Origin of the sequence: Aeromonas sp. s3 (genome assembly GCF_040907805.1) — a bacterium.
Lineage (GTDB): Bacteria > Pseudomonadota > Gammaproteobacteria > Enterobacterales > Aeromonadaceae > Aeromonas > Aeromonas dhakensis.
This window is the reverse complement of sequence record NZ_JBFOCQ010000027.1, coordinates 58,999-73,189: the sequence shown is the minus strand read 5'-3', so window position 1 is coordinate 73,189 and position 14,191 is coordinate 58,999. Positions and strand designations below refer to the sequence as shown.

At 58.4% G+C, this 14,191-nt stretch carries 14 protein-coding genes; 10 read left to right on the top strand and 4 right to left on the bottom strand.

Features of this window, described 5'->3' with window-relative positions; genetic code table 11:
• Positions 1–402: a type IVa pilus pseudopilin TppA gene (tppA, locus tag AB5Y98_RS13285; protein WP_010635132.1), complete on the top strand. Its 402-nt coding sequence runs from the start codon at positions 1–3 to the stop codon at positions 400–402.
• Between the two features lie 4 nt (positions 403–406).
• Here tppA and AB5Y98_RS13280 read toward each other — a convergent pair whose 3' ends face one another.
• Entirely contained in the window at positions 407–793 is a 387-nt protein-coding gene (locus AB5Y98_RS13280; RefSeq protein ID WP_005308836.1) for a type IV pilin protein, read from the bottom strand.
• A 93-nt stretch (positions 794–886) separates the two neighbouring features.
• Here AB5Y98_RS13280 and AB5Y98_RS13275 point away from each other — a divergent pair, with 93 nt between their 5' ends.
• The 8 genes from AB5Y98_RS13275 (at position 887) to luxS (ending at position 8,482) form a co-directional block, all read left to right on the top strand.
• Positions 887–1,420: a GspH/FimT family pseudopilin gene (locus AB5Y98_RS13275; RefSeq protein WP_019839935.1), complete on the top strand. Its 534-nt coding sequence runs from the start codon at positions 887–889 to the stop codon at positions 1,418–1,420.
• Positions 1,421–1,440: 20 nt separating this feature from the next.
• Entirely contained in the window at positions 1,441–2,028 is a 588-nt protein-coding gene (locus AB5Y98_RS13270; RefSeq protein ID WP_054544076.1) for a PilW family protein, read from the top strand.
• Positions 2,029–2,032: 4 nt separating this feature from the next.
• Positions 2,033–3,139: a hypothetical protein gene (locus AB5Y98_RS13265; protein WP_368232056.1), complete on the top strand. Its 1,107-nt coding sequence runs from the start codon at positions 2,033–2,035 to the stop codon at positions 3,137–3,139.
• Positions 3,140–3,147: 8 nt separating this feature from the next.
• A complete protein-coding gene (locus AB5Y98_RS13260; RefSeq protein WP_368232055.1) occupies positions 3,148–5,256 on the top strand; it encodes a prepilin-type N-terminal cleavage/methylation domain-containing protein in 2,109 nt (702 codons plus the stop codon).
• A gap of 73 nt (positions 5,257–5,329) precedes the next feature.
• A complete protein-coding gene (locus tag AB5Y98_RS13255) occupies positions 5,330–6,952 on the top strand; it encodes an NAD+ synthase (protein WP_368232054.1) in 1,623 nt (540 codons plus the stop codon).
• Between the two features lie 9 nt (positions 6,953–6,961).
• On the top strand, positions 6,962–7,300 hold the full coding sequence (gene glnB / locus AB5Y98_RS13250; protein WP_005308848.1) for a nitrogen regulatory protein P-II: 339 nt from the start codon (positions 6,962–6,964) through the stop codon (positions 7,298–7,300).
• Between the two features lie 60 nt (positions 7,301–7,360).
• A complete protein-coding gene (locus AB5Y98_RS13245) occupies positions 7,361–7,954 on the top strand; it encodes a transglycosylase SLT domain-containing protein (RefSeq protein WP_275056027.1) in 594 nt (197 codons plus the stop codon).
• Positions 7,955–7,972: 18 nt separating this feature from the next.
• Positions 7,973–8,482: an S-ribosylhomocysteine lyase gene (luxS, locus tag AB5Y98_RS13240; protein WP_011704660.1), complete on the top strand. Its 510-nt coding sequence runs from the start codon at positions 7,973–7,975 to the stop codon at positions 8,480–8,482.
• Between the two features lie 61 nt (positions 8,483–8,543).
• Here the strand turns inward: luxS and AB5Y98_RS13235 are convergent, their stop codons facing one another.
• Positions 8,544–9,566 carry a GGDEF domain-containing protein gene (locus tag AB5Y98_RS13235; protein WP_024942009.1) on the bottom strand — a complete coding sequence of 341 codons (1,023 nt, stop codon included), beginning with the start codon at positions 9,564–9,566 and terminating at the stop codon, positions 8,544–8,546.
• Between the two features lie 134 nt (positions 9,567–9,700).
• Here AB5Y98_RS13235 and rnr point away from each other — a divergent pair, with 134 nt between their 5' ends.
• A complete protein-coding gene (gene rnr / locus AB5Y98_RS13230) occupies positions 9,701–12,094 on the top strand; it encodes a ribonuclease R (protein ID WP_005308855.1) in 2,394 nt (797 codons plus the stop codon).
• Positions 12,095–12,461: 367 nt separating this feature from the next.
• Here rnr and AB5Y98_RS13225 read toward each other — a convergent pair whose 3' ends face one another.
• Positions 12,462–13,205: a hypothetical protein gene (locus tag AB5Y98_RS13225; RefSeq protein ID WP_368232053.1), complete on the bottom strand. Its 744-nt coding sequence runs from the start codon at positions 13,203–13,205 to the stop codon at positions 12,462–12,464.
• A 43-nt stretch (positions 13,206–13,248) separates the two neighbouring features.
• Positions 13,249–14,004, bottom strand: coding sequence for a hypothetical protein (locus AB5Y98_RS13220; protein ID WP_268037985.1), 756 nt, complete (start codon positions 14,002–14,004; stop codon positions 13,249–13,251).
• Positions 14,005–14,191 lie beyond the last annotated feature (187 nt).

Sequence of the window (14,191 nt, the reverse complement as noted above, 5' to 3'; positions counted from 1 at the left end):
ATGGCGCGTGGATTTTCCCTGCTGGAGCTGATGATTGCGGTAGCCGTGATGGCGATTCTGACCCTGATTGCCTACCCCAGCTACAACAGCTACATGGCGTCGGCCAAGCGGGCCGAGGCCAAGGCGGCGCTGCTCGAGGCGGCGCAATACATGGAGCGGCAGTTTACCGCCGATGGCAACTATGATGGTGGCAACCTGGCCTCAGCCGGACTGGCCACCTTGCCCAGGGATGGCGGGGCTGCCTATTACAATCTGGCGCTCAATGCCAGCGGCGCCCGCTATACCCTGACGGCGATCCCGACCGGAGTGATGAACGGCGACCCCTGCGGCTTGCTGACCCTGGATCAGGGGGGACAGCAGGGGGTGTCGATGGCCAGCATGACGGCCGCCGAGTGCTGGTAATGCGTTACCAGCAGGCGGCAGGAGTCTTGATGTCAGCCTTGTTGAGGGTGAGGGTATCGCAGGCGGTGCTGCCGCTCTTGTCACCCACCTGCGCTCCCTTGCTGGTGGCGATCAGGGTATAGGTGGTTGCGGTAGCCCCGGAGATGGTGAAGTCGTAGTAGCTGCTGGTGGGGTTGCCCACCTGGGACGGGGTCGTGCCGTAGCTGGTGTTGGAGACTCTGAACTCTTCCTGTTTCAACTGCATGCTGAGCAGGCCCTTGAACGCCTCGGCTCGACGGGATTTGCGCAAACCGTCGCTGAAACTGGGGTAGGCGATGGATGCAATGATGGCGACGATGGCTACTGCAACGAGCAGTTCCAGCAGCGTGATTCCGGACTGTTTGGCTTTCATGGGGCGGCATGCTTCGTGAAACAGGTTGATACTATAGGATAGTACTGACGGTGTGCTCTACTGGCATGTGCAAAAAGAAAGGAGTCTTGAACGATGGAAGGCAGAAAGGGCAGATCCGCCGGTTTTACCCTGATAGAGCTGATGGTCGCCCTGTCTCTGGTCGCTCTGCTGCTGACCGTTGCGATTCCCAGTTATCAATCCCTGCGCCAGGAGCAGATGGTCAAGGCCGCCACCCAGGCGGTGTACACGGATGTGATGTTGCTGAAGTCCGAGGCGATCAAGCGTAACCGCACCCTGCAATTCATCATCTTCAACAGCGGCACCAGCAATTGGTGTTACCGCATTTTTATCGATGGCAGTTGCAACAGTTGCAGCGATCACTGCTCCAGTATTGAGGGGCGCAAGGGGGGCGATGCCAGTGAATATCCCGGTATCAGCCTGGTCGCCAGCTACAGTGAATCGGCCAGCAACATCAGACCCCTGAGTATCTCTCCCAGAAGGTCCTCCCTGACGGCGGGGAATATTGCCATCTCATCCGGTACCTACTCCATGCAGGTCAAGACCAACAATGTCGGACGTGTGCGTACCTGCGGTGTCAGCAATGTCAGTGGGGTGCCTGCATGTTGAGAGCACCAAGGGGATTCAACGTGGTGGAGCTGATGGTTGCCATGGTGGCAGGCCTGCTGCTGGTCGCCGCGGTGACATCCTTGTTCGCCACCATCCTCAGGGTCAATCAAACCTCCATGCAGGTGAGCCGCCTCAATCAGGAGCTGCAGAGCGTCACCGACATGATCGCCCGTGACGTGCAGCGCACCGGTTATGATCAGGGGGCGACAGCCTTTCTCGGCGCGGCATCGGGAGCCAGATCTCCTTTCTATTTCGATACCAGCAGCGATCTGATGAATGAGACGGTCACTGGCTCCAAGATTTATCGCTGCATCCGGTTGAAATACGATGATGATAACAACGGCGCTCTTGGGGCTGATGAAACCTATATCTACAGCTACGACAGTGCCGACAAAGGGGTGCAGCTTGGCACCAGTTGCAGCACCGGCAGCCTGCTGAGTACCGACAATACCATCGAAATTACGGATCTCACCTTCTCGCTGTTGAGTGGCAGCGTCTCGTCAGGTGCACGGACGGTGCGGCTGAACATATCGGGCCAGTTCAAGGCCAACACCGCGCTCAAACTCACCCTGCAGCGTGATATCAAGCTGCGCAACGACGGGTATTGATGTCATGCAACGTCATCTTGGTTTTACCACCTTCACCGTTACCTTGCTGCTTACTGTGATGTTGCTGAGCATCTCGCTGCTGGTGGGCAAGCTGATGGTCTCTGATCGCCGTGTCAGCCTCAACGAAGTGCAGTATCGACAGGCACTGGCCCTGGCCGAACTGGGTTTATCCGACGGGGTCGGCCGCTTGGCACAGGACGCAAGTTGGCGTAGCGCCAGCAGTGGCGTGTCGGTCAATGTGTCGGCCGGTACCTATACCCTGTTTGCGCTGGACGACACAGCCGTGACCGTGGGCGGGGTGAGTGTGACGCCGGTCAGGGTGCGTGCCCAGGCTACCCTGGTTGACAGTACTGCCAATGCCGATGTGGAGATAAAGACCATCAAGGTCAGCGTATTGGCGGGCACCCCGGCTGCTCCTCTGACGGTTGCTGGCGGCATGGCCGTTTCCGGCAACTTTACCGTGGTGGCCAATCCCAACGGGGGCGGGCCTGGCGTGCCGCTCTCCATCTGGACCAACGGTAATGTGGATCTGACCAATGGCTCCGGTCAGACCTGCCATCAAGGGGATTACAGTGGAGGGTGCAGTGCCTACATCAGCCAGAAGGGGGACAAACAGTCGGACATCAAGGACAACGATACCGCCTTCCCAAGCGACCTGGTCTGGTATCTGTTCAACGAGAATGACGATGCAACAGGATGGGCCAATCTGGAGTCGCGGGCAGTGCAGATGCTGACCAATTGCGATTCGTTGTCGACCGCCTCCCGTGGACTCATCATCGTCGATGGGGACTGCAAGCCGGGCGGTTCGATCGGTTCGGTTGCCGCACCTGTGGTACTTATCGTGCGCAACGGGGATCTGATGGTCAACGGCAACGCCACCCTCTATGGGCTGGTGTTCGCCTACTCCTCTACACCCGCCACGGCTACCAACGATATCAGCCTGAAGGGGGGGGCCATCGTCAATGGCGCTGTGGTTGCCAACTACCAACTGGGCAAGACCGCCAACGGGACCTTCGACGCCAAGTACGACCAGGCGGTGCTGAGCAATATCGAGAATGGAGCCGCATTTCAGATCATTAACCTAGTGCCCGGTAGCTGGCGGGACTGGTAGGAGCGAACATGAAACCGCACAAGGGATTCGGGCTGTTGGAGATCTTGATCACCCTGGTTCTGCTCGGGGTGGGGGTGGCCGGGCTGGTGGCCATGTCGCGCGGGATCCTCGGGGCTTCCCAGGACGGGCGGCGCTATGAGGTGGCGATGCGGCTGGCCGAGTCGAAACTCGATGATTTTCGCACCTTCAACGGCGTGGTGAGTGCCGTCTCTCCGCTCACGGCCTATAACAGCATTGCGGCGGGCACCAGTACCGTCACCCCCGCCGACGGCGGCGGGACCTATACCCTGAGCTGGACCGTCAACAACCAGTACTGGAATGGTGCGACCTGGCAGACGACGGCCCCGGCGGGATACCTGCAGTCCTACCCGGGTCGCAAGGTGGTCAACGTGACCGTCAGCTGGAGCGACAATGACGGGAATCCGATCTCGCTGTTATTGGCCGGTGCAGTGTCACCGGCAGAGTCACTGGCCCAGAACCAGTTGAATGGCGGGCTCGATACCAGTCGCGAACCTCCCCAGGTGGTCTATACCCCGGGGGTGGCGCCGGACGTCATCTCCATCCAGATCGATCAGGAAGGGCGCAAGCAGGAGACCAGCAAACCGCTGCCGACGGTGACCTCCAAGGATGGCACCGTCGGCAAGCTGGTGCAGTTCGAGACGGTCACCTACAAGCCCGACAACGGTGGCAACACCCAGCAGGTGCTGCAGGATCTGGCCTCGGTCTCCTGCTCTTGCAGTTACGGCTCGAGCGTCAATGCCTACCTGCCGGGCCAGGCGATCCTGACCGACAGCAATCTGCTCTACTGGAGCGTGGGCTCCCAGGTCACCAAGCAGACCGGCATCCTCAACAGCAGCGTCAAGGATCAACCCACCCTCTGCACCAGTTGCTGCAAGAACCACTTCGATGGCAGTGGCAGCAGCTTTGATCAGTTCTACTCCCCGCTGCACACCAACAGGCAGCGCTATAACAGCTCGCTCACCTCGGTCAACAGTGGCGACTATGTGGATGCCTGCCGCTTTGTCCGGCTCGATGGCTATTATCGCCCTCTGCCCGAGTGGAACCTGATCAAGGTGGTGGTGGCCAGCGCCGACTTCCTCGCCAAGACGGCCAATCAGACCAGCTACCAGAATTACATCAAGTACGTGGTCATCACCTATATCACCTGGCAGAAGAACACCCTCAACTGGACAGCGAACCCCACAGCCACGCCACCGACCATCACCGAGTTTGCCGACTGGTTGCCTGCCAACGCGGCGGCGGGGGGAGACACCACGACCAAGGTCACCATGAGCACGGGCACGGCCCAGCTGATCGCGCGCGGCATCTATGTGGATGTGCTCTCGCCCACCTATCTGGCCGCACTCGACCTGACCTCGCAGGATCTGCTGGCCAGGGTGCCATTCCAGGATATCAACCTGACCATGCTGGCCGAGTGGAGTCTGGTGCCCTTGAGTGGCCAGCTGACCGGCAGTGTCTCCGACTATGTAGGGGTGACCAACGAGACGGTCAAGACGGTGGTCGATCTCAACAACTACTACTTCGGCAGCTACAGTCGCGGCTACCTGTCGGCCAAGAAGAGCACCAAGGATGCCTCCAACGTGTTGCAGAGCGCGTCGATCAAGGTGACCGCCTATCAAGGCAACTCGGGGATCACCGCCTCGCTCATCTCGCCAGTGGATCAGAGTGAAGCCAAGAGCGCCAGCATGCCGGTGGAGATCGATACCAGTTCCCAGACGGTGCCGACCATCACGGTATCGGGACGGATCGAATGTCTGGAAAAAGGTAACGGTAACAATACGGATCCTGTTTCATGCAACAAGAACACCTTCAACGGGTTGAGCGTGACCACCACCACCACGGGGGCCACCTGCCGCATCGACAAGCCCCAGGCCAACAACCAGCCGGCCACCTATGTCTGCACGGCGGCGCAAAACAGCAGCCTGGTGGTGAGTTTCTCCTACAGTGCCCAGGGCAACACCACCTATCTGCTGAAGCCGGCGTCGTTGAGCATCGCCATGACACCGCCCGCCAGCGGTCAGGTGATCACCGGGCCCTGTGGCCTGCTGGTGGACAACGGAGTCAGCAATGCAGCGAACCTGACTTGTACCCCCTGAGTCTTGGGCGCTGGCACAGCCAGCGCCTTTTCTTTATCATTCCCCATCATTTTCGAATTCAAGATGCATCGCCATGGCAAAAGCCCTCTCTCTGATGCTTGCCCAGTTGAATCTGACGGTAGGCGCCATCGAAGATAACTGTGACAAGGTGCTGGCGGCAGCCGCCGAAGCTGACCGGCAAGGCGCCGATCTGCTGGTCTGCTCCGAACTGGCCCTGACCGGCTACCCGCCGGAAGATCTGCTGCTGCGCGCCGACCTGATGGTCCGGGTGGAGGCCGCGCTGACCCGCATCGCGGCATGGCAGGGGGCTTGCGCCATTCTGGTGGGTCACCCCTGGCGTGAAGGGGAAGCGCTCTACAACGCCGCTTCCCTCTATGAGCAGGGGCAACTGGTTGCACGCTACTTCAAGCAGGATCTGCCCAACTACGGGGTCTTCGACGAGAAGCGCTACTTCACCGCGGCAACCGAGACCTGCGTGGTCCCCTTCCGTGGTCATCAGCTGGGCTTGCTCATCTGCGAAGACCTCTGGCAGCCGGGGCCGGCGCTGGCCGCCAAGGCCGCTGGCGCTGAGCTGCTGCTCACCATCAATGCCTCGCCCTACGATCAGGAAAAACCCTGGATCCGCCGCGAGCTGATGGCCGAGCGCTGCGATCAGACTGGTCTGCCGCTCATCTACCTCAACCAGGTATGCGGTCAGGACGAGCTGATCTTCGACGGCTGCTCCAAGGTGTTCAACAGCCAGGGCGAGCTGACTCACAAGCTGGCCCCCTTTGCCGAAGAGCTGGCGCTGGTGCGCTTTGCCGATGGTCAGCCGGTGAAGGAGCGGGAACCCGCCGCACCACTGGAACCCTTGGCCGAGACCTATCAGGCACTGGTACTGGCGGTGCGCGACTACGTCACCAAGAATGGCTTCCACGGCGCCGTGCTGGGCCTCTCCGGCGGCATCGACTCGGCGCTGACCTTGGCCATCGCGGCCGATGCCATCGGCGCCGACAAGGTGCAGGCGGTGATGATGCCATTCCGCTACACCGCCCAGATGAGCGTGGAAGATGCCAAGGAGCAGGCCGAACGGATGGGGGTGGAGTTCAACATCATTTCCATCGAGCCAATGTTCGAAGGCTTTATGGCCCAGCTGGCGCCGCTGTTTGAAGGGACCGCCCGCGACACCACCGAAGAGAACCTGCAGGCTCGCTGCCGTGGTGTGCTGTTGATGGCGCTCTCCAACAAGCGTCGTCGCATCGTGCTGACCACCGGCAACAAGAGCGAGATGGCGGTGGGCTATGCCACCCTGTACGGCGACATGGCCGGCGGTTTCGACGTGCTCAAGGACGTTCCCAAGACGCTGGTCTTCAAGCTGTGCGAATACCGCAATTCCGTCGATTATGTGATCCCGCTGCGGGTTATCGACCGTCCTCCTTCGGCAGAATTGGCACCGGACCAGGTGGATCAGGACAGCCTGCCCCCCTATGACATCCTGGATGCCATCCTCAAGCGCTATGTGGAAGAAGATGCCTCCGTGGCTGACATGGTGGCGGAAGGCTTCGAGGAGGCGGTGGTGCGCAAGGTGATCCGCCTCGTGGATCTCAACGAATACAAGCGCCGTCAGGCGGCGGTCGGGCCCCGCATCACGGCCCGCAACTTTGGTAAGGATCGCCGTTACCCCATCACGTCCGGGTTTGGCAAACAGAACTGGTAAGGAGTCACCATGAAGAAGATTGAAGCCATCATCAAACCGTTCAAGCTGGACGATGTGCGCGAGGCCCTGGCCGAAATCGGCATCAACGGCATGACGGTATCCGAGGTCAAGGGCTTCGGCCGCCAGAAGGGCCACACCGAGCTCTATCGCGGCGCCGAGTACATGGTCGACTTCCTGCCCAAGGTGAAGGTGGAGCTGGTAGTGCAGGACGAGGATCTCGATGCCTGCCTGGAAGCGATCCAGAACACCGCCCGTACCGGCAAGATTGGTGACGGCAAAATCTTCGTCTGCGAGGTGGAGCGGGTCATCCGCATCCGTACCGGCGAAGAGAACGAAGACGCCATCTGACGGATGGCCGAGCCTTGTGATGAGCCAACGAATGGAGACTCGAGCCCGCTGATGCCCTGGATGCGCCTCGTTGCGGTGGCCGGCCTGCTGGCCGGTCTGACCGCCTGCAGTACCCGGCCGCCGGCCCAGCCGGAAAACCTGTGCCAGATCTTTCGCGAGAAGCCGGACTGGCACGAGGCGGCGCTCAAGATGAACGAGAAGTGGGGAACGCCTGTGCAGGTGGTGATGGCCATGATGTATCAGGAGTCCTCCTTCGTGCACGATGCCCAGCCGCCGATGCAGTATTTCCTCTTCATCCCGACCGGGCGGGCCAGCTCCGCCTACGGCTATGCCCAGGTCAAAGATGAAACCTGGGCCGATTATCAGCGGGAGACCGGCAACAGCTGGAGCGATCGCGATGACTTTGCCGACGCCATCGACTTCATGGGCTGGTACACTCACAAGGCCCAGCGGCTGAACGGCACCTCCAAGTGGGATGCGTATGGCCAGTATCTCAACTATCACGAAGGGTGGGGTGGCTATCGGCGTGGCAGCTACCGCAGCAAGGGATGGCTGATGAAGACATCCCGCAAGGTGGAGGCTCGCGCCCAGCGCTACGGCGCCCAGTATCGACAATGCAAGGATCAGCTCTCCAGCGGGGGCTGGTTCTGGTAACCAAATCAGGAGTCAGAAATGCCGTTATTGGACAGTTTTACCGTTGACCACACCCGCATGGCTGCGCCGGCGGTACGTGTGGCCAAGACCATGCAGACCCCGAACAAGGACACCATTACCGTGTTCGACCTGCGCTTCTGCGTGCCGAACCAGGAGATCCTCTCCGAGCGCGGCATCCACACCCTCGAGCACCTGTTTGCCGGTTTCATGCGTGACCACCTGAACGGCAACGGGGTGGAGATCATCGACATCTCTCCCATGGGCTGCCGCACCGGCTTCTACATGAGCCTGATCGGTGCACCGGACGAGGCACGGGTTGGCGCCGCCTGGCAGGCCGCCATGAGCGACGTGCTGACCGTGCAGGAGCAGGGCAAGATCCCCGAGCTGAACGAATATCAGTGCGGTACCTACAGCATGCACTCGCTGGAAGAGGCCCATGCCATCGCCCGCCACGTGCTGGAGCGCGGTATCGGCGTCAACCGCAATGACGAGCTGGCCCTGCCGGAAGAGAAGCTGAAAAGCCTCTGAACCCGGGATGGCAAACATGAAAAAGGCCGGTCAGTGACCGGCCTTTTTGCGTTTGGCGAGTTCAGGATGGCAGCGGCATCACCCGGTTGCGGCCCAGCTCCTTGGCCTTGTAGAGCAGCTTGTCGGTGCGCTCGACCAGGCTGTCGCCCGTCTCCTGACCATTGTACTCGCCAACGCCAAACGAGGCGGTGATGTGGTCGATGCGCCGGCCCGACTTGCGATCCAGGATCGACATTTTCTCGATGGCCCGGCGCAGGCTCTCCGCCATCTGGCGGCTCAGCGCCAGGTTGCGCATGGGGAGCAGCAGGGCAAACTCCTCGCCGCCGAGGCGGTAGGCGGTGACGCCCTCCTTGCAGGTTTCCCGCAGTCGCTTGCTGAAGGCGCGCAGCACCTGGTCTCCCAGCAGGTGGCCATATTCGTCGTTGAAACTCTTGAAGCGGTCGATATCGGCGAGGATCAGCGAGAAGGGCTGCTTGCTGCGCAGCAGGCTGTCTATCTCCAGATCGAAGGCGCGCCGGTTGAGCAGGCTGGTGAGGGCATCCTCGTTGGCCAGCTTGCGGGTCTCGTTGAGCGCCTCGCGCAGCTCCTTGATCTCCTTCTCGGCGCTGCTGAGCTGGTTGCGAAAGTGCATGGTCGACATGCGCACGTCCCGCGATTCGCGCACCAGATCCCGCAGGATCCCCATGGTGTCTTCCAGGCTCAGCCCCTCGTCATCGATGAGGCTCAGCCGGTCGAAACTCTTGTCGAGCATCTCCTGGAACATGCCGGTATCCGAGATGGCATCCTGCATGGTGTGGCCGAGCTCGTTGGCCATGGCGGCCAGGTTGAGCTTCATCGCCTCCATCTGCTGCTCATCCTGGGCGGCGAGGTGCTGGTGATAGAGACGTTCGCAGGTGGTGAGAGAGCAGGTGCCCTGCAGCTTGATGGCCTGATCGATGGCCTGATTGAGCTCGGGCATGCTGGCCGCCACATAGTTATACCAAAGGGTGTAATTATCCGGCGTGGTGGGGATTTGATACTTGATCATCAGGGGAACCGCCTGCTTGAGATAGGCGGCGGACTGGGCGAACGAATCCTTGCTCATGAGTTCCATGTCTCATCATGACTGCAAACTGTGCATAGTATGACAGAGAGATTGGCCAAAAGGCAGTCGATGGATGCCATTCGCCCCCCCCTCCGATATAATGTCGCCGTTACCACCTACCCTAAGGCCTGCTTATGTCTCAAAAAGATCCTTTCCTCGAACGCGAGGCCGAAAAATACGAGAATCCGATCGCCAGTCGCGAGCTGATCCTCGACCTCATCAAGGGCCATGAAAAGCCCATGTCCCGTGAAGAGTTGGCCAAGGTCCTCAAGCTGACCGAAGAAGAGCCGCTGGAAGCCTTGCGTCGTCGTCTGCGCGCCATGGAGCGCGACGGTCAACTGGTCTTCACCCGCAACCAGTGTTACGCCCTGCCGGATCGCCTGAATCTGGTCAAAGGCTATGTGCTCGGCCACAAGGATGGCTTCGGTTTCCTGCGTCCCGAGGGTGGTGGCCCGGATCTGTTCCTGAACAACCGCGAGATGCAGCGCCTGATGCACGGCGACTACGCCCTGGTGCAGCCCACCGAGATCGACCGCAAGGGTCGCCAGGAGGCGCGTCTGGTGCGTTTGCTCAAGGCCCGCGAGGCGGACATCGTCGGTCGCTATTTCGTCGAGAACGGCGTCGGTTTCGTGGTACCCGACGACAGCCGCATCGGCCAGGACATCATCATCCCGGAAGGGGAGAACAAGGGGGCTCGCCAGAGCCAGGTGGTGGTTGTGCGCATCAACCAGCGCGCCACCGCCCGCTTCAATGCGGTCGGCACCGTGCTGGAAGTGCTGGGTGAGAACATGGCACCCGGCATGGAGATCGAGATTGCCCTGCGTACCCACGGCATCCCGCACACCTGGCCCGAGGAGGTGACCAAAGAGGTTGCTGGTCTCGGCGAACAGGTGCCGGAGAAGGCCAAAGAGGGTCGCATCGACCTGCGTGCCCTGCCGCTGGTCACCATCGACGGGGAAGATGCCCGCGACTTCGATGACGCCGTCTTCTGTGAAGCCAAGCGCGGTGGCGGCTGGCGCCTGTGGGTCGCCATTGCCGACGTCTCAGCCTATGTGAAGCCGGGCACCGCCCTCGACACCGAGGCCTACCAGCGCGGCAACTCCGTCTACTTCCCCGAATTCGTGGTGCCCATGCTGCCAGAGGTGCTCTCCAACGGCCTCTGCTCACTCAACCCACAGGTTGACCGACTCTGCATGGTGTGCGAGATGACCATCTCCGCCGCCGGCCGCATGTCCGGCTACAAGTTCTACGAAGCGGTGATGAACTCCCACGCCCGCATGACCTACACCAAGGTGGCGGCGATCCTGGATGGCGATCCCAAGCTGCGCCAGCAGTACGAGCCGCTGGTGGGCCACATCGAGGAGCTCAACAACCTCTACAAGGCGCTCAAGCATGCCCGCCATCAGCGCGGTGCGGTGGAGTTCGAGAGCGAAGAGACCCGCTTCATCTTCAACGCCCAGCGCAAGATCGACCGCATCGTGCCGCTGGTGCGCAACGACGCCCACAAGATCATCGAAGAGTGCATGATCCAGGCGAACGTGGCCGCTGCCCGTTACATCGAGAAGAACGAGGCCGCTGCCCTGTTCCGGGTGCACGACCGTCCGGGCGAAGAGCGCCTGACCGGCTTCCGTGACTTCCTGGCCGAGCTGGGCCTGGAGCTCAAGGGGGGCCTCGAGCCCGAGCCGAAAGACTTTGCCGACCTGGCCGCCAAGTTCGAAGGGCGCCCGGATGCAGAGCTGCTCTCCACCATGTTGCTGCGCTCCATGCGTCAGGCCATCTATCAGGCCGACAACATCGGCCACTTCGGTCTGGCGCTGAAATCCTACGCTCACTTCACCTCGCCGATCCGTCGTTACCCCGACCTCATCCTGCACCGGGCGATCAAGTATCAGACCGCCAAGGAGCAGCAGGGCAACCTGCGTCACAAGTGGACCCCGAGCGGTGGCTACCACTACCAGCTGGAAGAAGTGGATCCCATGGGCGAGCACTGCTCCATGACCGAGCGCCGCGCCGATGACGCCACCCGCGACGTGGCCGACTGGCTCAAGTGCGAGTACATGCTGGACCACGTGGGTGACGAGTTTGACGGCGTCATCGCCAGCGTCACCGGCTTTGGCTTCTTTGTGCGTCTGGCCGAGATCCACATCGACGGTCTGGTGCACGTCAGCACCCTCACCAACGACTACTACCAGTTCGACCCGCTGCACCAGCAGCTGATCGGCGAGAACTTCCGCCGCCGCTACCGTCTGGGTGACAAGGTGCGGGTCAAGGTGATGGGCGTGAACCTGGACGATCGCAAGATCGACTTCGTGATGGTGGAAGAGCCCCTCAAGATCACCGGCAAGAACGCCAAGCAGGCGGTGCGCAAGATGGCCGAGATCAAGAAGGAGAAGGCCAAGAGCGCCGAGCGCCACGACAAACGCAAAGAGAAAGAGGGCAAGGACCACGGCAAATCCGCCAAGGGCGGCCGTGCCAAACCCAGCAACAGACGACCGAGCAAAAAAGCGCGCGACAAGGCCAAGGGGTAAGCCCTTCGGCCATGGCCTGGGTCCAGCGACCCGGGCTGAGGCCGTAAGGGGCTGATGGCCCCGGGTTATCTTCGCCAGCGCCTGATAGTCCTAGCGACGAAAAAAAATCCGAACCCTGTTACCGGGGTTCGGATTTTTTATGGTCATAGAAAAGGGGAGGGGCTCAGCCCTTCGGCGGAGCTCGGCCAAGCTCCGTGCCTGTGGTGAGGGGCATACTCCCTGTGCGATGCCACTCTATTGGCCGCTACGAGGCGCTCAGACAGGTGAGTGTCCCATTTTTCAGAAACTTTTTCATGTGCTCCCTTAACGCCGTGTTCTGCGGAAATTGGGGAGCACTAGCGAGCAAATTGTCCGTAGCAACGCTTTGTTAGGCATTTTGCACTAGCCGTCTAGCAGCTGCCGTTTCACCGTAAGTATTTAAACTTGTAACTGTGATGGCCGCCATAGAGAAGACCAAAATAGAAAAAACAGATACTCCAAGCAAGTTTTCAGCTTTAATAGCTAATATCACTAGCTGAATTGAACCTAAAGTTATGAATGCAAAGAGAAAATATATTGTTACGGCTAAGCCACTAATAAGGTTAAGCCTTTTGGGGTGTTTAAATAAAAACCGTCCATTTTCAATGATCAAATGAGAGAGAGCTTTCTTGTAATCAAGAAATTTACTGTAAGAGTCATTCATCGTAAGAATAAACTTGATAGTTGAAACCTTAGTTAGGTATTTAAATTCTTTTTTGAATGCTTTCTCAATAATATAGTCTGGATGTTTCTCAATTCCCGACTCGACGATCTTGTCGAAATCAGACTTATCATTTTCGGGCTTGCTAGAAATCTTTGTTTTCCAAAAAATAGCAATAGAGAAGCCTACAAGAATGGTCCCTATTAATGTAGGGATTATTTCTGGTCCAGATACAAACTCAAGGACAAAATTGTAGTCTTGGCTTTTTAGCTCGGCTTTGCCCTTCGTTACAAAGCCATATAAAGAAGATCCAGTAACTAGCATGCTGCCGAGCGCGAATAGAGACCAGGTAAATTTGTTCTCAAACGGACGATTTAATATCGAATCAAACTTCTTCGCGATACTGGCCAGAATACTTTCCCAAAAACTCATTGCTTTCTCCTAATATACCTAACGCTTGAATGAATTGTTAGAGCTATCCCTTGGAATCTTCTTCCCCGTCACGTAAAGCAACAATGCCGAGATACAGGCAGATTGGGACAGTTTTTCTGTATGCAGGTCCTTGCAAGTCAAACGCAAGCCATGCACCTGATAGAGCCCAGAGAACAGGGCCAAGAGCATTGATCCAAGGGTTTCTCTTCATTAGTTCCTTGACAAGTTGTTTGGCAGCCTCACGCCCGATGATCTGAGCGATCAGGCTAACAATGATTGTCTCAATGATTCCCAAAGTAATTTTTGGACCGAGAACTTGTACAAGAATCGGGAGTACAGCCACTTTGCCATTGTTCTTAAGGTGCTCAAGGATGAGGTCTCTATCAACGTCACCAACCCCCATGCTTTTGAAGGCAGCGGCAAGTTCTTCTGGAGTTTTACTAAGTAGCTCTTTCTCAACGACGGCATTAACCATACGCTCTAACCTAGACTCAGTTGATCCGCCAAGCTTAATACTTACTTTTAACTTTGAGCAAACATCTTCCACGATTTCCTTCGCATCTACACCACCATCATCTCCAAAAATAGCTCTTTTTAGATAAGCAATATCAGATGATCCGTAGTATTTGATTTGCTTATCCATCAATTCAATTAGTTGTGCTCGCGATTGAACGTGGCTGTCGCTCACGGCGAGCAATTCCTTTCTTCTTTTGTCATCGGTGAAAGAAAGGTAGCTATCAAGAACCTCCGATAGGTAGTTGAAATCTTCTCTTTCACACTTGCTGATGATGGCTTTCATTGATGCTCCTGATAGCTCTAACAGTGATTAGATGGAAGGCGGTACTAATCCGTTAGCAGAGCATTCCATATAACTCCGTAACATCTTTATCGCCGCCAAGTAAAAATTATCATTAAATCATCACATTACCCTCTTGCTTCTAGTGCCTAGCGTATTCGCTTGACTTCCTTTTTTGCGCCATCATTAC